The sequence below is a fragment of the Halobacillus kuroshimensis DSM 18393 genome (assembly GCF_000425705.1).
In the GTDB taxonomy this organism is placed as follows: domain Bacteria; phylum Bacillota; class Bacilli; order Bacillales; family Halobacillaceae; genus Halobacillus; species Halobacillus kuroshimensis.
This window is the reverse complement of the sequence record NZ_AUDY01000008.1, coordinates 761,335-786,295: the sequence shown is the minus strand read 5'-3', so window position 1 is coordinate 786,295 and position 24,961 is coordinate 761,335. Positions and strand designations below refer to the sequence as shown.

Sequence of the window (24,961 nt, the reverse complement as noted above, 5' to 3'; positions counted from 1 at the left end):
AAAAGGGGATCTATGAGTATCATCCCCTTTAATGGACACGCCCTTCGTCTTTTGGAAATGAAAAATCTTCAGCCTCAAGCGTCATCAATACCGATTTTGCCGGGGACTCTTCTGTCATGATACGAAACGCGTGCCTCCGGACTGCTTCCTCGATCATATTCCTCACATATCTGGCATTGGAAAAATTCAAACGGGAACGGGAGCAGACGGAACGCAGGTGTTCCTGAAGTTTTACCTCAGCTGCAGGGGCCAGCTGGTATTCCCTGTCTTTAAGCATCCCTCCAGCTATAGAAGACAACTCACGCCACGAATAATCCTTGAAGGAAAGCTTTAATGGAAACCGGGAGGATAGGCCGGGGTTAATGGTTAGGAAATCTTCCATTTCTTCCGGATACCCGGCAAGGATGATGACGAGTTCATCATGGTGATCCTCCATGCATTTCACAATGGTATCAATCGCTTCCTTACCAAAGTCCTTTTCACCTCCACGCGCCAGTGAATACGCCTCATCAATAAAAAGAACCCCTCCAAGGGCTTTATGGATTAAATCCTTTGTTTTTTGAGCGGTATGCCCGATGTATTCTCCAACCAGGTCACTTCTGTCCGCCTCAATAAAATGACCCTTCTCAAGCACTCCCGCTTCATGAAAGAGGCGGGCGACCATACGGGCCAATGTCGTTTTCCCTGTTCCTGGATTCCCTTTAAACACCATGTGAAGCACCTGCTGGTTCTTTTTCAACCCGGCATCAGCCCTTTTTCCAGCAATGACCACCTGCGCATAAATCTCTTTCATCTGCCTTTTCAAACCTTCAAGACCTACAATGGAAGAAAAGAAATCATCAATCACCTGGAAGGGTGCGGGGGACATTTCCTTGGTGAGGACCCTGCTTTCTGGTGCAGGCCCTGCCTTTGCATCTTGAAGCACAATGTTAATCGTACCAGGCCTTGCTGTTTTAGCTTGCGGATACACGTGGATCCCTCCTTATTCTGCTTCATCATACGCATCAGGGAAAGAACCTGTGACAAACGCCCACAGCGAAAACAGCCCGATAGAAACACAAAAAAGCGGATGCTTCAAGAGCACCCGCTTTTCCCATTCACTCAAGACTTATGTAAGCCTTATTCCTTATCCAGCGATACATTTTTGATTGGTGCGAATGTAGAGATGGCATGCTTGAATATCAACTGCTGTTTCCCTTCGGTTTCCAATAAAATAGTGAAATTGTCAAAAGCCTTCACTACTCCACGCAGTTGGAAGCCGTTGGTCAGAAAGACAGTCACCTGCATACGTTCCTTGCGTAGTTGATTTAAATAGTTATCTTGAATGTTTACGGATTGAGCCATGGATCTTCCTCCTCTTTTCTATCTGTAATATTACGATTCGCCGCTTTTGTCGATCATTCCTGCTAAATCTGCGAAAATCGTTTGAAATTTATCCTCATATTTCTCAGGCGTTACCTCATACCAGTGGACATCCAGTTTATTTTTGAAGTACGTGTACTGCCGCTTGGCATAGCGCCTGGAGTTCCGTTTAAGAAGGTCAACCGCTTCCTGAAGATCCATCTTTCCTTCCAGGAATGGAATCAATTCCTTATAGCCGATGGCCTTCATGGACTGGGCATCTTTAAGTCCCGCCTGATATAAACGGCGGACTTCCTCCACAAGACCTTCCTCCACCATTTGATCCACCCGGTTGTTAATACGCTCATAGAGGCGCTCCCGATCCATCTCGAGCCCGATCAAAAGAGGGGTGAATGGAGAGTCCCAGACTTTCGCTGCCTCCTGCTCACTCATCTTTTTCCCAGTCGTTTCATAAATTTCGAGAGCACGCAGCACCCGGCGGCTGTTATTCGGATGTATTTTGGCTGCCTGGTCAGGATCCAGGCTTTGAAGCTTTTCGTACATATGCACGGGACCTTGAACGGCTGCCTCTTCTTCAAGCCGTTTCATTACTGTTTCGTCCTTCTTTTCCTCTGTAAACTCAAAATCAAACAAGGTTGCTTGTATGTAAAGGCCGGTTCCCCCTACTAAAACAGGGAGCTTCCCCCGCTTTTGAATCTCATGAATTAATGACTGGACCTTCCTTTGGAACTCAGCTGCAGAAAATGACTCGTCAGGATCCTTGATATCAATCATATGATGAGGGATCCCCTGCATTTCCTCCCGGGTCACTTTGGCTGTTCCAATATCCATAGTCCTGTAGATCTGCATGGAATCGCCACTGATGACTTCTCCATTAAACTTTCGGGCAATCTGGACACCCAGCTTTGTTTTACCGACCGCGGTCGGTCCCACAACAGCAGCTACCATTGGTTTCAAACTTCCACCTCCTTTATTCCATCTCTATTATACATGAATGGCTCTACAATCATACCTCAACGTCTTAATCAACGGAATCCGTTAGTTATAGTAACGAAATCCGTTAGTTAAATTCAAAATATTCGTTAGTCTCACTATCGCATATCGTTAGTTTGTGTTATAGTATAGAAAAAGGAGGCGTCTACCGTGGTTCATGAAAGGATTCGCACACTTCGCAAAGAAAGACGTTTGACTCAGGCTATGCTGGCTGAAAAAGTCGGTGTTTCTCCCCAAGTGGTATCCAACTGGGAGCGCAGCTATACATCCCCTGATCTAGAAGACTTGTCGAAGATTGCTCATGCTCTTCATACCACTGCGGATTATCTCCTTGGATTGAGCGACGAATTGGAAGATGAAATGAGGGAAATCAGGCACCTTCTGGAAACGAAGGGATATTCAAAACCTGTGTTTTTTGATAAAAAAGCCTGGTTCGGAATACAGCCGGAAGATATCAAGCAGATCGATAATTACTTTCGTTTTCTGCTCCAGCAGAAAAACATCTCCTGACCCTCCCCTATTCTTGAGAAGCAGAGCAGAAATACTGAAATAATATTATGTAAACTATCTGCACCTGTTTATATATTGCCCATAAAAAAAGACAGCCGGTTTAAACCGGCTGTCTTTTTTTATTTACATAACACGTTTGAACATCTTTTCCATTTCATATTCAGAGAAGAAAACGATGATCGGGCGTCCGTGTGGACAGGTAAATGGATCCGTCGACGTCCTCAGCTCTTCAAGAAGCTGAAACATATCGGATTGATTCAAGTAATGGTTGGCTTTGATGGATCGCTTGCAGGACATGAGGATGGCCGCTTCCTCCCTCAATTTCAGAATGTTTATCCGCTCATCCTGAACGAGCTGCTGGATCATATCATCAATGACTTCCTGCTCAAAACCTGCCGGAAACCATGTCGGGTGACTGCGGATGATATACGTGTTGTCACCGAAGGGTTCAAAAAACAAGCCAACCTGTTCAAGTTCCTCTTTATATTCTTCAATTTTCAATGCTTCCTGTTTAGAAAAATCAAAGGTTAATGGAATTAAAAGCTCCTGGACCTCATGATCAACCTGAGCCAGTTTATCCCGGAAAAATTCATATTTGATACGCTCCTGGGCGGCGTGCTGATCGACGATATACATGCCTTCTTCATTCTGAGCGAGAATATAAGTCCCGTGAAGCTGCCCGATCGGGTACATGACGGGAACGCGGCGGCCCTCTTCCTTTTTAGACGGCGCTTCATTTTCCTGCTCATCCGGCTGTCCAGCTGCTTCTTCATCGATGGTTTCCGGTTTGAAGTCAGCCATCATTTCCTTCAGCATTGCTTCCTGCTCTCCTGCAAAGACAGGGGACGTCTCTTCTTTCATCTCCGGTGCAGCCGGCGGCTCTTCTTTCAGAAGATGAGCTGCAGCAGACTCTCTTTGATTATGAGCTTCTTCTTTTCTTGTTTCATGAAACTCGAACGTTTTCTGTTCGGAATACTCCTTTTTCGGTTTCGCTTTCGTTTCCTGAACATCAGGAATGAGGGTTTCCTTACGAAATGTATTGCGGATCGTTTCTTCAAGAAGAGCATACAGCTCTTTTTCCTTACTAAATCGTACTTCTAATTTAGATGGATGGACGTTGACGTCAACAAGAATCGGATCCATATCAATACTCAGGACAACAATTGGATTTTTTCCAATTGGCAGAAGCGTATGGAACCCCTGTTGGACGGCCTTATTCAAGGGCACACTTTTTATATAGCGTCCGTTAATGATCGTAGACATATACTGACGGGAAGCCCGGTACACTTCCGGCTTGGCTATATATCCCTTCACTTTAAAGTCCGATGTTTCCATTTCCACAGGAACCATTTTCCTCGCTACATTCATGCCGTAGATACTTGCAATCACCTGAAGCAGATCCCCGCGGCCGTTGGTTTTGAAAATCTGCTTTTCATTATGCGTACAAACGAACTGCACTTCGGGATGGGCCAGGGATATCCGGTTCAACACATCCGTAATATGACCGAGTTCTGTATGGATCGTCTTCATATACTTCAACCGTGCCGGGGTATTGAAAAACAACTCCTCCACCGTGATATCCGTACCTTTCCTGGCGTCTCCCCTTCCCTTCTGCATAAGGTGACCGCCTTCAAGGTCCAGTTTCGTCCCTGCTTCTTCACCTGTAGACGTCTGAATGCTGAGCCGGCTGACGGCAGCAATACTTGCCAGGGCTTCTCCCCGGAAACCAAGGGTCCGTACGTGGAATAGATCATTTTCATCCAGGATTTTACTCGTTGCATGACGGTGGAAAGCCCGCTCACAGTCTTCTTCCTCCATCCCTGCTCCGTTATCGATGATACGAATGCGTTGAAGACCGGCTTCCATCAAGTCGATCTTCACCCAGGATGCACCTGCGTCAATACTGTTTTCCACCAGTTCCTTCACCACAGAGGCAGGCCGCTCGACCACTTCTCCGGCTGCGATTTTGTTGGCCAGGTGATCAGGCATCAGTCGAATGCGTGCCATTCGTGAACCTCCTTTATTTCTTCAAGCTTTTTTGAAGCTGATATAATTCGTTCATAGCGTCCATCGGTGTCATCTCCATCAAATCAAGAGACGAGAGCCGCTTCTCAAGATTTGAAATCTGGCTGGTGCTTTGCTTTTCCTGCTTCCGTTTTTCTTTTGGTTCTTCCACAAATAAACTGAGCTGCTCTTCCTCATCCACTGCAGCCGATTCTTTGGGCCCTGATGCTCCTTCCAGATGCTCCAGCAGCTCTGTCGCCCGTTTAATCAGCGGATCCGGAAGATCGGCCAGTTTTGCAACATGGATGCCGTAACTTTCATCGGCTGGACCATCTTTGATCTGGTGCAGAAAGACGACATTTCCTTCGTATTCTTCCGCCCTTACGTGGACGTTTTTCAAACGATCCAGTTCATTTTCCAATGATGTTAATTCATGATAGTGGGTGGAAAATAAGGTTTTAGCCTTAATTTTTCCATGAATGTACTCCACGATGGACTGGGCGAGAGCCATTCCGTCATAGGTACTCGTTCCTCTGCCGATTTCATCGAGCAGGATCATACTGTTTTCTGTTGCATGTGTAAGGGCATGGTTGGCTTCAAGCATTTCCACCATGAACGTACTGTGACCAGACACAATATCATCGGCCGCTCCAATTCGTGTGAAAATCTGATCGAATATTGGAAGAGATGCAGAACCGCACGGAACGAAACTTCCCATCTGACCAAGCACGGCTGTTAAGGCAAGCTGTCTCATATACGTACTCTTACCGGACATGTTCGGACCGGTAATCAGAAGGACATCCGTTTCATCATCCATATAGATGTCATTCGGGACAAATGTTCCATCCTGCATGACCCGTTCGATCACCGGATGCCGGCCCTGCTGGATATCGATCATGCGACGGTCATTATAAGATGGACGGACATATTGATACGATTCCGCCACCTGGGCAAAACCCTGCAGCACATCAATGCGGCTGATCTGTTCAGCCAGGTGCTGGAGCCTTTGTACAAAGGACTTGACGTTCTCCCTGACGTTGAGGAACAACTGGTATTCAAGTTCCACACTCTTTTCCTGCGCCTCAAGGATCAACGTTTCCTTTTCCTTCAATTCCGGTGTAATAAAGCGTTCTGCGTTCGTCAATGTCTGCTTCCGCTCATACATGCCTTCGGGCAGGTAGCGGAGATTAGCTTTGGTCACTTCGATATAATAGCCAAAGACACGATTGTAGCCGACTTTCAGGGATTTAATGCCGGTTTTTTCCCGCTCTTTCTTCTCAAGCTCGGCAATCCACTGCTTACCATTTTTCGAAGCTGAGCGATAGTCATCCAGCCGTTGGTCGTATCCGTCACTAATCAACCCACCTTCTTTCACACTGATAGGAGGATCTTCGGCAATACTATGCTCCAACAAATCCTTAAGCTCCCCAAGAGGATCAATCGTCTGATACAGTTCTTTCACTGAAGTGTTGTCAAACTGCTGAAGCGTAGCAAGTATTTCAGGAATACGCGCAAGGGAATTTTTCAACTGGAGAAGATCCCTGGCATTGACATTTCCAAAAGCCACCCGTCCTGCCAGACGTTCCAGATCATAAACGTTGGTGAGCTGTTCCCGCAGCGTTTCCCTTTCAAAAAATTGATCAAGGAAACCTTCCACCTGCTCATGCCGTGTTTCGATAGCCTGTTTAGAAAGAAGCGGACGCTCCATCCATTTTTTCAGCATGCGTGCGCCCATGGATGTCTTCGTTTTATCTACAACTGAAAGCAGGCTGCCTGTTTTCCCCTGCTTCCGGATGGTTTCCAACAGCTCAAGGTTCCTTTTCGAGTACATATCGAGCGTCATATACTGTTTCAGCTCAATGACTTTTACCGGCTGCAAATGATCGAGCGAGCGCTTCTGCGTATGCTGGATGTAGTTCAGCAACCGGCCAAACCCCGTTAACAGTTTGTCCTGCTGGATTCCTGCCGTCAATGACGTGAGGTCTGCATTAATGGTCGTCTCATCCTGGTGGGAGAGTGTGTACCCGAGGCGCTCCTTCAGCATCAACTGCTGCTCTTCATCAAAATCGGAGGCAACGACAACTTCACGAACAGGTCGGCTGTAAAGTTCACTCAAGGCTGCGTCAAAACCGCCGGGAATTAAGGCTGTGCTGTTTTCTCCGGTAGTTAGATCGTTATAGCTCACGGTATACGATCCATCTTCAAAAGCGCTTAATGAAGCCAGATAGTTGTTTTCCTTCTCATCCAGCATGCTGCCTTCCATTACGGTACCCGGCGTAATCAGTTGGACGACTTCCCTTTTCACAACGCCTTTGGCTTCCTTCGGGTCTTCCACCTGTTCACAAATCGCCACCTTGTAGCCTTTTTCAATCAGCTGCCTTATGTAGTTTTCTGCCGAGTGATACGGGACACCGCACATCGGAATGCGTTCACTTCCCCCGCCATCTCTGCTTGTTAACGTTATTTCAAGTTCCTGCGATGCTTTCAAGGCATCTTCAAAAAACAGCTCATAAAAATCACCGAGCCTGAAGAATAAAAACGCGTCCTTCTGATCGGCTTTAATCTTTAAATATTGCTGCATCATTGGTGTATATTGTGCCATTCGGTCAATCCTCCAAAACGTACGTAGAATTCTTCATCCATTATAGCACATAGAAACAACCCGCTTGAACAAATCGCTCATAAGTAAACCGGAAGGAATCTCCCAGCCAAACGCAGTGCATTGACGCAGAACCCTGTTTTTCAGGGCCTTTCCAAAAAAAAGAACCCCCTGCTGAAAGATCAGGGAGTTAATGCTTATCGTCATGGTCATCACTGCTTGAAGAAGATGGAAGGAAGTCCGTTTCAATCGCTGAATAATCATCCGATGACAAATCCTGCTCATAGTCGTCATCGTGTCCGCAGCCATGCGGGTCCACTTTTACGCAAAGCTTGGTTTCACCAATGACATCAACCACAAACTCTCTTTCTACTTCTACTACAATCTTCTGGCCGTTTCCGGAAATCGTAGCTTCCAGGCAGTTCGGCTGTTGGACGACTTTCGCAATGACTTCAAAATCATCGTGAATGCAGTTGTCGTCTTTCACACTCAACTTAACGTAGTCGCAATAGGTCACCCGTTCTGTTACGACCTCTGTCTTGGTATTGTCGTTGTAGGAATACCAGACGTTGATATCATAACTCCCGGATACCTCTACGTGATCCCCTTTCTTCTTCGCATTGTAGATGTGGTTGATAACCCAGCATCCCAGAATACTTGTTGGACGGTGGGAAGGGCTGATGGTGTGCGTGGATTCTGTAAACTTTTTACCTTTACCGATTACAGCTTTGGTAATAATTTCTCTGTAATCCCGTTCAAAAAAAGACATGAGCTCTCATTCCTCCTTATTCTACCACCCATCCTATGCATGGTCTGGGCGAATGGTGATTCCATGAGAAAAGCCTAAGGACGTGTTTACTTCATTGTATGCACGAGCCTATAAAATTGTACGAAAAAAAATCCGCCGGAGGGAAACCCCTCTGACGGAAGTGTATGCATCAACGGCTGCAGCCATGACTTTGATTGTTGGAAGAACCCGTTTCCCCCTGAAGGAGATCTCCTCCTGTGGAACGGATCACCTCATTGGTAACTTCACGGGAAATCGTGCTCGAAACCATCTGTAAAATATCATTGATGACCGTCTGTGTTTCTTTAAACTCAGCCACAACTGGAATTTCGTCCAGCTCATCCTGAAGACGATCAATTTCTTTTTCAATTCGGTTCAGCGCCTCCGTTTTTCCATAAGCCTGGAAGTTCACGGCCTGTTTTTGGAGCGCTTTAATTTTCTTAATGTGTGACTGCACCTTCTGGTTTTCATTCAACTTGGATTCCAGCTGCTTGAAGCGGTCAATCTCTTCTATATCAGCCATCATTTTTGCCAGTTTTTTTGCTTCATCGACTACTTCTTGACGTGTGTATTGTGCCATTTATTTCACCTCTACGCTAGATTCTACCAGTTCTCCATCCAGAGACCAAGTTTTTGCCTTGATTACTTTTACAGGTACGATCTTTCCGATAATGGAACGGGGCCCCCGGAAATTCACAAGCTTGTTTCGTTTCGTATATCCGGCCAGGACGTCTGGATTATTTTTACTTTCACCTTCGACAAGAACATCCACCACTTCGCCCTCATATTGACTCATCGCTTCTGCTGACTGCTGATTCACCATTTTATTCAGACGCTGGAGACGGTCTTTCTTCTCCTCCATCGATACATTATCCTTCATCTTCGCTGCAGGTGTATTATCCCTTGGGGAATAGATGAACGTATAAGCCGCTTCAAATCCAACCTCTTCTACAAGGGAAAGGGTGTCCTGAAACTGTTCCTCTGTTTCATTGGGAAAACCGACGATAATGTCTGTGGTAAGTGTAGCTCCCGGCATAGCTGTGCGTATACGACGGACAAGCTCCAGATACTCCTCCCGGGAATATTTACGCCCCATAATTTTCAGAACATCTGTATTCCCGGACTGGACAGGAAGATGGATATGATCCAGCATGTTGCCGCCTTTAGCGAGCACTTCAATCAGCCGGTCATCGAAATCCCTTGGATGGGAGGTGGTAAAACGGACACGTGGAAGATCAATGCTTCGAAGTTCATCCATCAAGTCCCCGAGTCCATATTCCATATCCAGATCTTTTCCGTAAGCGTTCACATTCTGGCCGAGAAGCGTCACTTCCTTATAGCCCTGCGCTGCGAGATGACGGACTTCCTGGATGATGTCTCCAGGGAGACGGCTCCGCTCTTTCCCACGGGTATACGGAACGATGCAGTATGTACAGAATTTATCGCATCCATACATTATGTTCACCCATGCCTTAATCTTACCTTTTCGTGAGCGGGGAAGGTTCTCAATGATATCGCCTTCCTTGGACCATACGTCAATGACCATTTCCTTCCCGAACATCGCTTCTTTTACAAGCTGTGGGAGACGATGGATGTTATGGGTACCAAAGATCAGGTCGATGAATGGGTGCTTCTTCAAAATACGATTGACTACGGATTCCTCCTGTGACATACAGCCGCAGATCCCAATAATCAGATTCGGGTTCTCCATTTTCAACGGTTTAAGGTGTCCGATTTCTCCGAAAACTTTGTTTTCAGCATTTTCGCGGATGGCACACGTGTTCAACAGGATAATATCTGCTTCTTTCGTGTCATTCGTGGAAACATAGCCCATTTCTTCAAAAATACCGGCCATAACTTCGGTGTCATGTTCATTCATCTGGCATCCATATGTACGGATCATATATTTTTTCCCACGGCCGGCCTGATCCATGTCTTCCGGAATTTCAAAATCATAATGGATATCCGTTTCCTTGCGCTTGCGGCGCTGGGCGTCCCTCATATTTGGAGGCTGATAGGTTGTTTGGAAATATTTGACGTAATCTTCGCTTGACTGCTGCTTCAAACGGTTCAAATTGTCCAGATCTGCAGCGGAAACATCAGTCTGACGGATCTGAGACATTTCTTTTCTCTGCTGTTCGTTCATTATAATCTCCTTTCAAGCCGATCCTTCTAACTGTATCATTATATCAAGTTTTCTATGATAAATTAAGTCAAATGGAAAAATACAGAACAAAAAGGATCGTTCCGGCAGTGACCAAACCCAACGATCCTTTTAGACTTTTCCATTTATTCTGTATTTCTTTACATTAGCACAGAGACTTACATAAGCCCCCTTGGTTTAGATAATATCCAGCTTCCTGCCCACTTTTTCAAAAGCGTCCAAAGCCTGCTGAAGCTCTTCAGTGGAATGTTCCGCCGTTACAATCGTCCGTATACGTCCTTTCCCCCTCTGCACAGTCGGGAAGACAATACCCTGGGCAAAAACTCCTTCTTCAAATAATTCATCCGAGAAGGTGTGGGTCAGAGCGTCATCGCCAATCATGACCGGGGTGACCGGAGTTTCACTGATACCCGTATCAAATCCAAGCTTCGTCAAGCCATCCTTAAAGAATGAGGTATTATCCCAGAGGCGTTCAATTAATTCCGGCTCTTCAAGAAGGACATCAATCGCAGCCTCATTGGCAGCAGTCACAGCAGGTGGATGAGATGTACTGAACAGGAATGGACGCCCTTTATGTATCAAGTACTCTCTCAGCGTTTTTGTACTGGCTACATAACCGCCGAGAACACCGATAGCTTTACTCAAGGTACCCACCTGGATGTGAACACGACCGTCTAAATTAAAATGATTCACTGTACCTCGACCGTTATCACCAAGCACACCGCTCGCGTGTGCATCATCCACCATAATCAGCGCATCATACTTCTCGGCCAATGCAACAATTTCTGGAAGCGGTGCTATGTTGCCATCCATAGAGAAAACGCCATCTGTCACTACGAGACGTGTGCGGTAGTCCCCGCTCTCCTTCAATGCCTCTTCCAAAGATTCCATGTTCACATGCTTGTAAATTTTCCGGTCGGCTTTAGTCAGGCGGATTCCGTCTATAATCGAAGCATGATTCAATTCATCAGAGATGACAACATCGTCTTTACCAAGAATCGAGGATAATACCCCCTGGTTGGTAGTAAACCCGGATTGGAAGACAAGGGCAGCTTCTGTATGCTTGAATTCAGCCAGTTTTTCTTCAAAATCTTCATGCATCTTCAATGTACCTGCAATGGTCCTCACTGAACCTGTTCCAACGCCATATTCCGCATTCGCTTCTTCTGCCGCTTTTTTTAATCTTGGATGGGAAGTCAGCCCCAGGTAGTTGTTGGAAGAAAGCTGGATAACTTCCTTTCCTTTGATTGTCACTTTGGACCCTTGAGCGGACTCCAATGGAATCAAGCGGCGGAATGTTCCCTGTTCCTGCATTTCATCCAGTTCTTTTTGTAAATACTCAAAACCTTTCATCGTTCATCCTCCTTTAATTATGGGTGAAGAATTACTTTTCCGCATAGACCTTCATTCATTAATTCAAAACCTTTTTCAAATTCCTCCAGTTTCAAATGGTGGGTGATGATCGGTTTCACATTCACCTGACCGGATTGCAGAAGACGGGAGACCTGCTGCCACGTTTCGTACATCTTCCTGCCAGTGATCCCCTGAACTTCCACTCCTTTGAATACGATGTCGTTCGTGACATCCAGGCTGACCCGTTTGGTCGGCAGACTCAAAATGGAAACACGTCCTCCATTAGTCACCATCTTAAAACCTTGATCCATCGCTACAGGGTGCCCGCTCATTTCACAGACCACATCAACTCCATGATGATTCGTCAGCGCCAATGCTTTTTCCACGGGATCTTCTTCAGATGACTGAATAACAGCTGTTGCCCCCATCTTCTCTGCCAGTCCCAGACGGTATGCATTCAAATCAAAAGCCAGCACCTGGGAGGCGCCTGCAGCAACAGCTACGCCGACAGCCATCAGGCCTATAGGACCACAGCCGATAACCGCAACGGTTTTTCCTGTTACTTCCCCGTTCAAGACGGTATGAACGGCATTTCCCATCGGCTCTTGGATGGAGGCGATATCGGAAGGAAGATCTTCCGGATTCTTCCATAGATTTTCCGCTGGAAGAGCCACATATTCAGCAAAACACCCTTGTGTGTCGACACCAATGATTTTTGTATGGGCACAGATATGATACTTTCCTGTCAAACACTGTGGACAGTGGCCGCAGACAAGATGTGTTTCCGCACTGACGTAATCCCCTTTTTGAAAATGCTCCACATTTGTTCCAGTTTCCACAATTTCTCCGGAAAATTCATGCCCGAACACATATGGCGGCTGGACACGACTTTCTGACCATTCATCCCAGTTATAAATATGTACATCCGTTCCGCAGATGGAGGTAGCTTTGACACGGATGAGTACTTCATCATCCTTAACCTGAGGAATATCCACTTTCTCAAGCTTCGCTCCGGGTCCGCGGTGATGTTTTATGATTGCTTTCATCTTTCCATTCACAGTGAACATCTCCCCTGATTATATTTCATCTTTATCCCTTTATAAAGCCATTCTAACACGAATGAAAAAATAATCAAATTTTCATGTCCACTGTAAAAATACAAATGATCATAAAATGACACCGCTTTCGATAGAGACGGGTGCTGCGGGGAATCCATATAAAAAACCGCACTGATTAAGTGCGGTTTATCCGTTAAAATGAAACAGGTAATGTAAAGTAATGGATCTCCCTGAAGGATCAGTTATCTGGGTTCGACAATCAGTTTAATCGCTGTTCGTTCTTCTTGGTCAATTAGAATATCCGTAAAAGCTGGAATGCATATTAAATCCATTCCGCTGGGGGCGACAAATCCTCGAGCAATGGCTACAGCTTTTACAGCCTGGTTTAGAGCCCCTGCACCAATGGCTTGAATTTCAGCTGTTCCTCTTTCTCTTATGACATTCGCTAAAGCTCCTGCTACAGAATTAGGTACGGATTTAGCTGATACTTTTAAGACTTCCATTACTAGTTCCTCCTTCAATCACTATAGTTGTTCCATAACTACTATATTCTTGGAGATGTAGGATATTACCTTTTCATTATGAATGAATTTGTCGCAAAATTCAAATAATCACTCAAAAAAAGGATGGTCGTCGTTGATTAAGATCCGCTTTACTTTTACCGTTTTCCCTGTTTTATCATCCACATCCACCAAGAAGGCACTTAGTTGTGCTCTTCCCGTTTTAGGCACTTCAAAACGTACAGGAAGATTCGTTTTGAAGCGTTTTAAGACCGCTTCTCTATCCATTCCGAGGATTCCGTCGTATGGACCCGTCATTCCTACATCTGAAATATATCCTGTGCCTTCGGGAAGAATCCGTTCATCTGCCGTTTGAACATGGGTATGTGTACCGACCTGAACACTAACACGCCCATCCACATACCATCCCATGGCTTGTTTTTCACTGGTCGTCTCGGCATGGAAATCCAGGAAAATCAAAGAAGTTCGCTTAGATGCCTGCTCTATTAACTCATCTGCTTTTCGGAACGGATCATCGTTCGGTGCCATAAACGTCCGCCCTTGAAGGTTAATCACAGCAATTTCTCCTTTTGGTGTCTTTACGTACGTAAGGCCCCGCCCCGGCGTACCTTCCGGGAAATTGGCCGGGCGGACAAGATAATCCGCCTTATCAATAAACTCAAAAATCTCCTTCTTATCCCACGCATGGTTTCCGAGTGTCACTGCCTGCGCACCCAGTTCCAGAAACCGGCGGTAAATCTTTTCCGTAATCCCTTTGCCGGAGGCTGCATTTTCGCCATTGATAATCGTGACGGCCGGCTGAAACTTTTTTTTCAATTTTGGAAGATACGTCTCTACCATATCTCTGCCTGGAGAACCAACAACGTCTCCAATAAATAAAATTCTCATAGATCATTCATTCCTTTAGTTGTGTAATGTTTCCTGTTTTTCCTCTGAAAAATAAATAAAGCGGCCGCTAAGGCCGCTTTATTTATTTCGCATACTCGACAGAGCGCGTTTCACGAATGACCGTTACTTTAATATGTCCCGGATAATCAAGTTCTCCCTCGATTCTGTTCCGGATATCGCGCGCCAGTCTTGTTGCTTCAAGATCATCAATTTCATCAGGGCGGACCATAATACGTACTTCACGACCTGCCTGAATCGCAAATGATTTCTCTACACCTTCGTAAGACTCAGAAATTTCCTCAAGTTTTTCAAGACGCTTGATGTAATTTTCGAGCGTTTCACTTCTTGCCCCCGGTCGTGCTGCAGATAGGGCATCGGCAGCCGCAACGAGTACAGAAATAATTGACGTAGGCTCTTCATCTCCGTGGTGGGAAGCGATTGCGTTCACGACAGTGTCGTTTTCCTTATACTTAATGGCAAGTTCCTTACCAATTTCAACGTGGCTTCCTTCTACCTCATGGTCTATCGCTTTTCCGATGTCATGCAGAAGTCCGGCACGGCGGGCAAGCATTTCATCTTCACCTAGTTCTGCGGCCAGAAGGCCGGATAAGTAGGCAACTTCCGTGGAGTGCTTAAGGACATTCTGACCATAACTCGTACGATATTTAAGGCGGCCGAGAATCTTGATAAGGTCTGGATGAAGACCGTGAACCCCGACTTCGAAGGTTGTCTGCTCCCCGACCTCGCGGATGTAATCATCCACTTCGCGGCGGGACTTATCAACCATTTCTTCAATTCTCGCAGGGTGTATACGTCCATCTTGAACAAGTTTCTCAAGAGCCATACGTGCTGTTTCTCTTCGGATTGGGTCAAAACCGGATAAAATAACCGCTTCAGGTGTATCATCAATGATAAGATCAATACCAGTTAAAGTTTCCAGCGTACGGATATTTCGTCCTTCCCGACCGATAATTCTACCTTTCATTTCGTCATTAGGCAGATTGACAACAGATACGGTGGTTTCGGCTACGTGATCAGCGGCACAACGCTGGAGAGCAAGGGATAAAATATTTTTCGCTTTTTTATCGGCTTCCTCTTTCGCCCGGTTCTCCGCTTCTTTAATCATAAGCGCCGATTCATGAGAGACTTCCTGTTCAACACGTTCCAAAATAACCTGTTTGGCCTGATCAGATGTTAAGCTTGATATTCTTTCAAGCTCTGTCTGCTGTTCTTGAAGCATAGCTTTCACTTTGCTTTCCATTTCTTCAATTTGTTGTTGTCTCTCGGCAAGAGTTCCTTCTTTCTTCTCGAGTGAAAGATCACGCTGATCCAGCGTTCCACTCTTACGATCAAGATTCTCTTCTTTCTGATTCAAACGGTTTTCGGTTTTCTGCAGTTCCAAGCGGCGTTCGCGAACTTCGCTTTCAGCTTCCTGGCGGAATTTCTGATTCTCTTCTTTCGCTTCAAGAAGAGCCTCTTTTTTAGCCGATTCAGCATTGCGGTGTCCTTCCTCCACAATTTGTCTGGCTAATTCCTCAGCACTGGAAATTTTCGCTTCCGCTATCGACTTCCGAATAAGATAACCAACAACAGAACCGATGATAAGGGCAAGCAAAATGAAGATGAGCGAGGATATCAAATCCATAATTTCACCTCCTCTTGCTATGAACTTGGTCCGTTTGTCGGTAAATACAAACGATTCATTTTCAGTTTCATTTGTTAAATTAAGGGTATAAAGATGAAAATGATACACATTCATTTTATGCCTGACTATGCGGAATGTCAAGGAATCCCGCTATGTATCTGCTGACATATGCAAAAATTTAAAAATATCAGTTTATTCCTACCTCTGAATATATTGGAAAAGCAGCGCTTTTTTCAGCGCTGCTTTCTTCATTCTCACCCAACATTTCACCGCAGGAACGATTTATACGTCCAGTGTTTCCTGGCTGTCCTTACTGGAAGTTTCAGCCTTTTCCTCGTCCGCTTCCATACCATAATGGTCGCGGATCAGTCGTTTCACTTCCTCATAAACTTCAACGTTCTCTTTCAGGTACTGTTTGGCATTCTCACGCCCCTGACCGAGACGTTCATCATTATAAGAATACCATGATCCACTCTTCTGAATGAGATCCAGGTCTGTTCCAATATCCACAAGTTCTCCCTCTCTGGAGATTCCTTCCCCGTACATAATATCTACTTCGGCCTGTCTGAATGGCGGTGCCACTTTGTTCTTAACCACTTTCAAGCGGGTTTTATTCCCCACCATTTCGTTCCCCTGTTTCAATGTTTCTGCACGGCGAACTTCAAGACGTACAGAAGAGTAGAATTTCAGGGCGCGGCCGCCCGGAGTCGTTTCCGGGTTACCAAACATCACGCCGACCTTCTCACGAATCTGGTTGATGAAAATAGCCGTTGTCTTCGATTTATTAATCGCACCGGAAAGCTTACGAAGAGCCTGGGACATTAAGCGCGCCTGCAGCCCCACGTGGGAATCACCCATTTCCCCTTCAATCTCTGCTTTTGGAACAAGGGCAGCCACAGAGTCAATGACCACCATATCTACAGCCCCGCTTCGTACGAGAGCTTCAGCGATTTCCAAAGCCTGTTCCCCTGTATCCGGCTGGGAAAGCAGAAGTTCTTCAATGTCGACACCCAGAGCTCTTGCATAGACCGGGTCCAGGGCGTGCTCCGCATCGATGAATGCCGCCTGGCCGCCTTTTCTCTGCGCTTCCGCAATCGCGTGAAGGGCAACCGTAGTTTTACCTGAAGATTCCGGTCCGTATATTTCCACAATCCGACCGCGTGGATAGCCGCCGACTCCAAGGGCCACATCAAGAGCTAGAGACCCACTGGGAACAGTATTAACCCTCTGCTCCGCACCTTCACCCATCTTCATGATCGAACCTTTTCCGAATTGTTTCTCTATTTGACGCAATGCCATATCTAATGCTTGTTTACGATCGCTCATTGTATACCGCCTTTCAAAATTTCTATACCTATCATAACTTGTTTTAAAGGATTTGCCAACCGAAAAGCGAATATTTGTTCCCGTTTATTTACCTGCTGGGAACGAAAGGTTTTTGATGCTCTCCCAGGGAGAATATCAAAAACCTTTTGCGTTCCATTATTGAAAATTTAATCTTTCAAGTGGTGAAATAAAAGCTCAAACCCTTTCTTCACCGCACGTTCCCTTACTTGATCACGACCACCCTGGAATTGGAATCGGTGGACCTCAGGACTCTTGTCCCTGATCTGCAGGCCGATAAATACGGTTCCAGGCTCCTTCCCTTCACTTGAATCCGGTCCGGCTACTCCTGTAAAACTGACAGCAGCATCCACATGAAGCAGGGACTGGGTATTCAGTGCCATCATCTCGGCACACTCATGACTGATCGTTCCGTATTCTCTGATCAGGTATTTAGGGATATCAAGGACCTGCTCCTTCATTTCGGCCGTATAAGTCGTCAGACCGCCCTGACAGACCGCTGAAGCGCCGGGAAGGGAAATCATACGTTCTATGAACTTCCCTCCTGTGAAGCTCTCTGCGGCGCCCAGACGATATCCATGCCGGGAAAGAAGCCGCTGGACGGTGCTTTCGATCGTTTCATCGTCACTTCCATAATAAAAATCTCCAACCTTATCAAGAACAACCCTCTTCATCTCAGCAATTTTCGCTTTTGCTTCATCTGTCGTTTCCCCTGTTGCGGTCAACCGTAAACCCACTTCCCCTTCACTAGCCAGTGGGGCAAGGGTCGGATTAGTCTGGTGGGAAATGAGCGCCTGCAGCTGGGTTTCAAGATCCGATTCCCCTATGCCTATAAAATGGAGCATCTCTGAAACAATCTCTGATTGAAGAGAAAAGGACCTCTGGAGAAAAGGAATCACTCCGCTTTCCATTAACGCCTTCATTTCACGGGGCACACCGGGAAGGAAAACCCAGGTGACTTCTCCCTGTTGAATGATCTGGCCGGGGGCCATTCCTTCCTTGTTGTCCAGTACGAATGCCCCGTCAAAAACGTGGGACTGCTTTCTATTATTCAAACTCATTGTTTTATTGTTTTTTTTATAATATGCTTCGATTCTTTCCATAGACGGAGCATGTTCATGGACAGGCTTCCCGAGGATCATACTCCCGGCATCCCTTGTCAAGTCATCCTCTGTCGGCCCGAGGCCGCCTGTAACAATAATAATATCCGAACGTCTGGCCGCTTCCCTGAAAGAACCCGCGACACGGTCGAGGTTATCCCCAACCACAGCATGACTGTATACAGGAAGTCCGAGTTCTGCCATTCTCTGTGATATCCACTGGGCATTTGTATTTGCAATCTGACCTAAAAGCAGTTCTGTTCCTACGGCTATAACTTCTGTTCTCATTTAGAATCTCTCATAACATGCCAGTTTTTCTTGAAGTAATCATAACCGGAATACACCGTAATGATTAAGGCAAGATACAGCGTAATCATCCCAAAAGGAAAACCGATAAAAGCGAATGGCCAGTTATGCAGAAGCAGTGCTGATATGGCAATGATCTGAATCCACGTTTTCAGTTTACCCATCTGACTGGCAGCCAGTACACTTCCCTCACCTGCTGCGACAAGCCTCAGACCTGTAACAGCAAACTCGCGGCTGATTATGAGAATGACAATCCATGCCGGAGCAAGTCCAATCTCTACGAGCAGGATGAGGGCCGCACTTACAAGCAGTTTATCGGCCAGAGGATCGAGAAACTTTCCGAGGTTGGTCACGAGTGAATATTTACGGGCAATATACCCGTCAATCCAATCCGTAGTGGAAGCAATAATAAAGAGAACTGCACCGGCAAGGTGAGCCACTGGAAGTTCTCTTTCTCCCATTTCCAGCGTGCCCCATCCAAAAGGCACACTCATGAGAATAATAAAAATGGGAATAAGAAAAATTCTGGATAACGTAATCTTGTTTGGTAAATTCATTTCTCCACACTCCTACAAAACAGTAAATAAAAGACTGCCCGGTCAATCGAGAGGCTTTGTCACTCTGTCGATATTGAAAGGGCAGCCCGTTCATGATTATATAGATTTTATTCCTTCATTTGCAACAATAACTTCTGCGTCGTCAGTTCCGGATCAGGGAAAGTTACTGGTTGGTCATCCACGTTCACCGTCATACCGGGAGCATTTCCGGTTTTGATGTATACTTCCTGCTTATCTCCTATATCAATCGTGACAGGAGAGTCAGCAGATGTATATTCACGGGGAGTCACAAGATTCTCTCCCCCCTGCGGGGATTGAATCTCCATATAGACATTTCCGGAAAATTCAACAGTTACTTTGGAATCTCCGGCCGGCACCACTTCATAAGTGTGCATCGGGAATGAACCTGTCCCCTCTTCCGAAAGCTCCACGCCCGGTTGTTTTTCTTCAGGCTCACTATCCTCTTCTTTCTCTTCAGCCTTTTCTTCCTCAGCACCGCTGTCTTCGTTCTGCTCCTGCTCACCAGCCTGCGCTTCTTCTTCATCACCGGACGTCTCTTCAGTCGTGTCTTCTTCAGAACCGGCCGGAACACTGATTTCATCTGATGAAGAACTGTCAGCAGGTGCTCCGCTGTCCTCACTGCCGCTCTGCATGAAAATCCAAACGACTAAGATCACACCGACGACAAGCCCTACGGTAAGGAAAGTAGGAAGGAAACGGGAAGTGCCTCCGCTTTTCTGAGCGGCTTCCTGCTTTGATTTCTGCACCCGGCTGAACTGGACCGTATTTTCCTCTTCGTAAGTGGGCAGTTCATTTTTATGCTCTTCCATTACCTGTTCCGGATCCAGACCGACAGCAGAAGCATATTCACGAATGAATGCGCGGGTATAAAATTTCCCCGGAAGAACTTGAAAATCATTACTTTCTATAGCTTGAAGATAACGTTTCTGTATTTTCGTTGTTTCTTGAAGGTCCTCAAGCGAAAGTCCCTTCGTCTCCCTTGCTTCCTTTAATCTAGCTCCAATCTCCATGTGTAACACCATCCAATTTTAAAAATCAAACATGGAAAATCCCTCATTCATCTTCATTTCCGGTTTTTCCACAGGTTCATAAGTAATTTCCTCATCTTCATTGTTTCGAAGTTCAATGATGTAATCAAAGTCATCCATCTTGTATTCGGTTTCCTGAACAAAAATATCCGGATGCTCAATGACTTTGGTCGCAGGAAGACGCATAATCTCCCTGACGAGCTGCCAGTGTTTCTCATTGGCCCGTTTTGCAGAAACGATTCCATCAATGATATACAGGTTATCTTCGCTGTATTCCTCATCGATCAGCTGATTCCTTACCGTCTGCTTCAACAATGTACTGGAGACAAACAGCCACCTTTTGTTGGCGCAAACGCTTGCTGCGACTACCGATTCAGTCTTACCGACACGCGGCATGCCCCGGATGCCGACAAGCTTATGGCCTTCCTTCATAAACAACTCCGCCATAAAATCAACCAGGAGTCCAAGATCTTCCCGGTTGAAACGGAATGTTTTACGGTCATCGATATCACTGTGTATGTACCTTCCATGACGGACCGCTAAACGATCTCTTAATTTCGGGCGCCGGAGTTTCGTTACTTTAATCGTATCCATTGTATTTAAAATCGATTTTAAGCGGGTGATCTGCTCGTCATCCTTGCAGAGAAGAAGCATGCCCCTGTGCGAATTTTCAACTCCATTGATCGTCACGATATTAATGGCCATCATACCCAACAATGAGGAGATGTCCCCCAGAAGTCCCGGACGGTTGTATTGAATTTCATATTCCAGATACCATTCTGTTTTATCCATGTTCCAACCCCTCTAAAAAAATGTCGGTATTTGTCAAAGACGAGTGATATTTGGATTGATCTACTCTTTTATCTATCATAAAGGATTTTCTTTAAATAGGAAAGGCGGGAACTATGATCTCTGCAAAAAAATAGCAGGAATGCATAAATAAAAAATCCGTACAATTTGTACGGATTTTTTTCAATTACTGCTGGGAACCGTTATTTTGAACAAGCTTCACCATCATATTAGCGATTGCATGCTGTTCTTTTTCATCTGCGACGTTCCACAAATCACGAAGAACGGCTTCCTCATTGTTTTTAGCGTCAACAGAATTGGCCAGGTATCCTCCGATTTCATACGCTAATTCTGAAACGGCTCTGTCATTAATCCCCTGTCCTTCAGCCTGATGGAGACGATCACCAAGAAAGTCTTTCCAAGAATCCCAATTATCGAGCACAGACATGTCTGTTCCCTCCTCTGAATTTTTTCAAGCTTAGTATGAGGAGGAACAGCTGGTCTTATTCATGAAATTAAGACCAGCCGCCATTGACATGGAGAATCTGTCCTGTTACATAGCGGGAAGCTCCGCCGAGTAAAAATCCGGCAGCATCAGCCACCTCATCAGGAGTTCCGGCACGACCCATAGGTATATCATTTTCGAGAGCCTGAAGGTCCTCCAAAGTGAGGTGCCCGTTCATCTTCGTCTGGATCAAACCAGGAGCCACTGCATTTACCCGGATATGACTGGGAGCAAGCTCCCGGCCCAGACCTTTCACAAACGTGTTCTGCGCTCCCTTGACCGAACTGTAGGCAACTTCCATGCTTGCTCCTTCTGTACCGAAGATGGAGGAGATTACGATGATATTCCCATGTTTCTGCTGAATCATATACGGCAGTACATGCCGGGTTGTCATCCACAGGGCTTTCACATGAACATAATACAACGCGTCCATATCCTCTGCATCCATATCCTGAAACATTCCGCTGTACATATGGCCGCCGGCAAAGATAACCGCATCCCACTCAGCGGGAAGCAGGTTGAGAAAGGCATTCAGGCCATCCTCTGTCGAAAGGTCCCCCTGAAAAGCCCCCGCCCATTGATCTTTTGGTACATCCTGCTGCATCGAACGGATTTTCTCTTCATTGGTATAATACTGAACCCCTGCAGCCCAGCCATCTTCGACGACCCGGTGGACAATAGCTTCACCAATCCCACCGCTCGCTCCAAGAATGAGGCAGCGTTTACGACTCATTGGACTGTGGTTTTACCTGGAAAACAGCAATGGCTTCTTCATTAAGCCAGTCTTTGAGGTATTCTTCAGCATCATCAGCTGTCAATGATTCAATCACCGGAAGCACTTCGAATAGATCAACACCAAGCGTATGGTAATGAGTGAACTGGTTCGCTATAAACTCAAGTGAATTGAGCGCACGCATGAATTGACCGATTTTTTTACGCTTCATACGAGTAAAGTCTTCATCAGCGATCCGCATATCTTTTAATTCATGCAGCATTTCCTTCACACGGGCAGCCATTTCATCCGGTTTTCTTGAATCGCCGCCAAGAATAGTAAAGCCGAAGTGACGGTCGAGTTCTGTTTCGAACTGGAAACTGTCATCAATAAGATCAGCTTTGTACAATTCTTCATAGAAGGCTCCGCTCTTGGAGAAATAATAATCAAGAATCATGCCGGAAAGAAGTTCCCGCCGCAGCAGTTCTTCTCCTTTCAGGCCGCTGACATCTTCCTTAACACCAACCATGGCTTTTGCCGTTGTTACCGGCATCGTAATGGAATGTTCCTTGCGGGCTGCATGAGTAGGTTCATCCGGATAGGAACGATTGATTTCAGGTGCTGGAGGAAATTCCTTCTGCCCCTGGTTTTCACGGATCAATGTCATCATGGATTCAGGTTCAATGTTACCAGCCACGAATAAAACCATGTTGGACGGATGATAAAACGTTTCATAACACGTATATAAGTCGTCTTTCGTTATTTCCTGAATGCTTTCCACCGTTCCGGCTATATCGACTTTTACCGGGTGATTATGGTAGAGGCTCTGGATGGTTCCGAAAAAGGATCTCCAGTCCGGCTGATCGTCATACATGCGGATCTCCTGTGCTATAATCCCTTTTTCTTTTTCTACCGATTCCTCCGAAAAATAAGGATCCTGAACAAAATCCAACAGGGTTTGAACATTTTTCTCCACCTGACTGGTCGCTGTAAATAAATAGGCTGTTTTCGTAAAGGAAGTAAAGGCGTTTGCAGAAGCCCCGAGGCGTGTGAAATCCTGAAAAACGTCCCGGTCTTCTTTTTCAAACAGCTTGTGCTCCAGGAAGTGAGCAATCCCTTCTGGAACTGTAACTTTTTCATCTTGACCGATCGGTGTGAATGTTTGATCTATAGAACCGTAATTGGTTGTAAAAATCCCGAAAGTTTTTGCCATTTCAGGCTTTGATAGAAGGAATACTTTCAAGCCGTTGTCAAGTGTTTCCTGATACACCGTTTCATTCAATTGTTGATAGACTAACTCTTCCATCACTCTTCCCCTCCCTCGTGACTTGTTAAGAAATAAATAGTGTCCAGTTTAATCTTTTCCGCCATTTGAACGACCTGCTCTTTGGTTACTCCACGGATATTTTCGATAAGCTGGTCCGCCGGCATGTCGATTCCGGAAAGCATTTGATGGTAAAGCACTTCGATCAATCCATTGGCATTATCCATCGTCTCTTTCAGCTGGTTAATGACTTGTTCTTTCGTCTCCTCTACCTGCTCTTCTGTAAAGTCTCCATTTTTCATCGCTTCCATCTGATCCAGAATAATGGATTTCGCTTGATCATAGTCCTTTGGATCCACCCCGCTGAAGACAAGCAGAAGACCTTTGTGACTCTCAAATCTTGATGCCGCATAGTACGCAAGGCTGTGCTTTTCCCTGACATTCATGAACAGCTTCGAGCTCGGAAATCCACCGAAAATACCATTAAACACCTGCAGCGCATAATAGTCATCATCTCCGAACTTCGTGTATGTACGATAGCCGAGATGAAGTTTTCCCTGATTGACCTCTTCTCGTTCAATGATCTCTGAAGAGTCCTGGACATCTTTGGACACAGAAACCTGATCGTTATCCTCATTCGTGCTGCCACTGCGATGGAAATACCGGTCTGTTAATGTTTCCACATCTTTTTCATCCATGTCTCCGATCACGTACACATCCAGCATATCCTGTTTGATCATCTGCTGATAATAAGTGTAAAGCGATTCCGGAGTAATGGATGACATGTCCTCCTGATATCCATGGACGTGAAGGGCGTAAGGCTCCCCTTTACACATGTGGTCCATGAGACGAAGGTTGGCATAGCTCATCTTATCATCCTTGATGGAAGTGATTTTCTGTTCAAGTGTCTGTTTTTCACGCTCAACGATATCAGGGTCAAAACCGTTCTCCACAGTTTTCGGATCAAACAGGACATTGTGGAACAACTGAAATGCTTCCTCCAGAATCGGTTCGTTGTCATTCAGATAAGATTCATTCACCACTTCCATCCGGAAACTAATGACATGGTTTTCGCCTTTTTTCGAACCATCACTGGATAAAGCTGTTCCATAAAGATTTTCAAATGCTGCCTGAAAAGACCTTACAGATGGGTGCTGGTTTGTAGCTTTTTGAAGCACATGCGGAAGAAGCGCCCTCTCCGTAATCCCATCACGTTTTAAGGGAGCTTTGAATTTGGCTACTATATTCATCGTTTTATATTTCTTACTTGGTAAAATATGTAGACGGTACCCATCTTTTTCGAGTATCGTTTCTTTTGTAATTTTCATTTCCATCCTCCTTGTACTTTTTAGTAGTATAGACGCAGATGTCCATATTCATCCATTATAACTATGTTTTATAGTAAGGGAAATATGGACAAAAGTAAAAAAATCAGCCCGGCACCAAAGCAC

Annotated in this window: 23 protein-coding genes; 1 reads left to right on the top strand and 22 read right to left on the bottom strand. The window is 45.6% G+C overall.

Translation table 11 applies throughout. From position 1 onward, the window contains the following. Positions 1-28 precede the first annotated feature (28 nt). The 3 genes from H615_RS0105945 to miaA all read right to left on the bottom strand — a co-directional run bounded on the left by H615_RS0105945 (position 29) and on the right by miaA (position 2,319). Positions 29-970: an AAA family ATPase gene (locus tag H615_RS0105945; RefSeq protein ID WP_027954289.1), complete on the bottom strand. Its 942-nt coding sequence runs from the start codon at positions 968-970 to the stop codon at positions 29-31. Between the two features lie 149 nt (positions 971-1,119). Continuing rightward, a complete protein-coding gene (gene hfq, locus H615_RS0105940; protein WP_027954288.1) occupies positions 1,120-1,344 on the bottom strand; it encodes an RNA chaperone Hfq in 225 nt (74 codons plus the stop codon). A gap of 30 nt (positions 1,345-1,374) precedes the next feature. Then, positions 1,375-2,319: a tRNA (adenosine(37)-N6)-dimethylallyltransferase MiaA gene (gene miaA, locus H615_RS0105935; RefSeq protein WP_027954287.1), complete on the bottom strand. Its 945-nt coding sequence runs from the start codon at positions 2,317-2,319 to the stop codon at positions 1,375-1,377. Positions 2,320-2,505: 186 nt separating this feature from the next. Here miaA and H615_RS0105930 point away from each other — a divergent pair, with 186 nt between their 5' ends. Further along, positions 2,506-2,865 (top strand): helix-turn-helix domain-containing protein, encoded by a 360-nt coding sequence (locus H615_RS0105930; RefSeq protein WP_027954286.1) that lies wholly within the window; start codon positions 2,506-2,508, stop codon positions 2,863-2,865. A gap of 123 nt (positions 2,866-2,988) precedes the next feature. Here the strand turns inward: H615_RS0105930 and mutL are convergent, their stop codons facing one another. The 19 genes from mutL to yfmF all read right to left on the bottom strand — a co-directional run bounded on the left by mutL (position 2,989) and on the right by yfmF (position 24,838). After that, the gene (gene mutL, locus H615_RS0105925; protein ID WP_027954285.1) at positions 2,989-4,872 is read right to left on the bottom strand and encodes a DNA mismatch repair endonuclease MutL; all 1,884 of its coding nucleotides are present in this window, start codon (positions 4,870-4,872) and stop codon (positions 2,989-2,991) included. 13 nt (positions 4,873-4,885) lie between these two features. Beyond that, positions 4,886-7,471 carry a DNA mismatch repair protein MutS gene (mutS, locus tag H615_RS0105920; protein ID WP_027954284.1) on the bottom strand — a complete coding sequence of 862 codons (2,586 nt, stop codon included), beginning with the start codon at positions 7,469-7,471 and terminating at the stop codon, positions 4,886-4,888. A gap of 187 nt (positions 7,472-7,658) precedes the next feature. Next, a complete protein-coding gene (locus H615_RS0105915; RefSeq protein WP_027954283.1) occupies positions 7,659-8,237 on the bottom strand; it encodes an outer spore coat protein CotE in 579 nt (192 codons plus the stop codon). Between the two features lie 169 nt (positions 8,238-8,406). Then, positions 8,407-8,835, bottom strand: a complete 429-nt coding sequence (locus tag H615_RS0105910) for a YlbF/YmcA family competence regulator (RefSeq protein WP_027954282.1) — start codon at positions 8,833-8,835, stop codon at positions 8,407-8,409. After that, positions 8,836-10,401 carry a tRNA (N6-isopentenyl adenosine(37)-C2)-methylthiotransferase MiaB gene (gene miaB, locus H615_RS0105905; RefSeq protein ID WP_027954281.1) on the bottom strand — a complete coding sequence of 522 codons (1,566 nt, stop codon included), beginning with the start codon at positions 10,399-10,401 and terminating at the stop codon, positions 8,836-8,838. A gap of 195 nt (positions 10,402-10,596) precedes the next feature. Next, positions 10,597-11,772: a glycine C-acetyltransferase gene (locus tag H615_RS0105900; protein WP_027954280.1), complete on the bottom strand. Its 1,176-nt coding sequence runs from the start codon at positions 11,770-11,772 to the stop codon at positions 10,597-10,599. A 17-nt stretch (positions 11,773-11,789) separates the two neighbouring features. Continuing rightward, positions 11,790-12,830, bottom strand: a complete 1,041-nt coding sequence (gene tdh / locus H615_RS0105895) for an L-threonine 3-dehydrogenase (protein WP_027954279.1) — start codon at positions 12,828-12,830, stop codon at positions 11,790-11,792. Between the two features lie 242 nt (positions 12,831-13,072). Next, complete coding sequence (locus H615_RS0105890; RefSeq protein WP_027954278.1) at positions 13,073-13,333, bottom strand: stage V sporulation protein S; 261 nt, start codon at positions 13,331-13,333, stop codon at positions 13,073-13,075. A gap of 108 nt (positions 13,334-13,441) precedes the next feature. Further along, complete coding sequence (locus H615_RS0105885; protein WP_027954277.1) at positions 13,442-14,239, bottom strand: TIGR00282 family metallophosphoesterase; 798 nt, start codon at positions 14,237-14,239, stop codon at positions 13,442-13,444. Positions 14,240-14,321: 82 nt separating this feature from the next. Continuing rightward, on the bottom strand, positions 14,322-15,884 hold the full coding sequence (gene rny / locus H615_RS0105880) for a ribonuclease Y (protein ID WP_027954276.1): 1,563 nt from the start codon (positions 15,882-15,884) through the stop codon (positions 14,322-14,324). 282 nt (positions 15,885-16,166) lie between these two features. Beyond that, positions 16,167-17,210 (bottom strand): recombinase RecA, encoded by a 1,044-nt coding sequence (gene recA / locus H615_RS0105875; RefSeq protein WP_027954275.1) that lies wholly within the window; start codon positions 17,208-17,210, stop codon positions 16,167-16,169. A 167-nt stretch (positions 17,211-17,377) separates the two neighbouring features. Continuing rightward, a complete protein-coding gene (locus tag H615_RS0105870; protein ID WP_027954274.1) occupies positions 17,378-18,616 on the bottom strand; it encodes a competence/damage-inducible protein A in 1,239 nt (412 codons plus the stop codon). After that, on the bottom strand, positions 18,613-19,191 hold the full coding sequence (gene pgsA, locus H615_RS0105865) for a CDP-diacylglycerol--glycerol-3-phosphate 3-phosphatidyltransferase (protein ID WP_027954273.1): 579 nt from the start codon (positions 19,189-19,191) through the stop codon (positions 18,613-18,615). The genes H615_RS0105870 and pgsA overlap by 4 nt, the downstream gene beginning before the upstream one ends. A 107-nt stretch (positions 19,192-19,298) precedes the next feature. Next, entirely contained in the window at positions 19,299-20,222 is a 924-nt protein-coding gene (locus H615_RS0105860) for a helix-turn-helix domain-containing protein (RefSeq protein WP_027954272.1), read from the bottom strand. An 18-nt stretch (positions 20,223-20,240) separates the two neighbouring features. Further along, positions 20,241-21,032 (bottom strand): DUF3388 domain-containing protein, encoded by a 792-nt coding sequence (locus tag H615_RS0105855; RefSeq protein ID WP_027954271.1) that lies wholly within the window; start codon positions 21,030-21,032, stop codon positions 20,241-20,243. 184 nt (positions 21,033-21,216) lie between these two features. Further along, positions 21,217-21,477 (bottom strand): DUF3243 domain-containing protein, encoded by a 261-nt coding sequence (locus H615_RS0105850; protein WP_027954270.1) that lies wholly within the window; start codon positions 21,475-21,477, stop codon positions 21,217-21,219. A 67-nt stretch (positions 21,478-21,544) separates the two neighbouring features. Then, entirely contained in the window at positions 21,545-22,267 is a 723-nt protein-coding gene (ymfI, locus tag H615_RS0105845) for an elongation factor P 5-aminopentanone reductase (RefSeq protein ID WP_027954269.1), read from the bottom strand. After that, positions 22,257-23,552, bottom strand: coding sequence for an EF-P 5-aminopentanol modification-associated protein YfmH (yfmH, locus tag H615_RS0105840; RefSeq protein WP_027954268.1), 1,296 nt, complete (start codon positions 23,550-23,552; stop codon positions 22,257-22,259). Before yfmH ends, ymfI begins: the two co-directional genes overlap by 11 nt. After that, the gene (yfmF, locus tag H615_RS0105835; RefSeq protein WP_027954267.1) at positions 23,552-24,838 is read right to left on the bottom strand and encodes an EF-P 5-aminopentanol modification-associated protein YfmF; all 1,287 of its coding nucleotides are present in this window, start codon (positions 24,836-24,838) and stop codon (positions 23,552-23,554) included. Before yfmF ends, yfmH begins: the two co-directional genes overlap by 1 nt. Positions 24,839-24,961 lie beyond the last annotated feature (123 nt).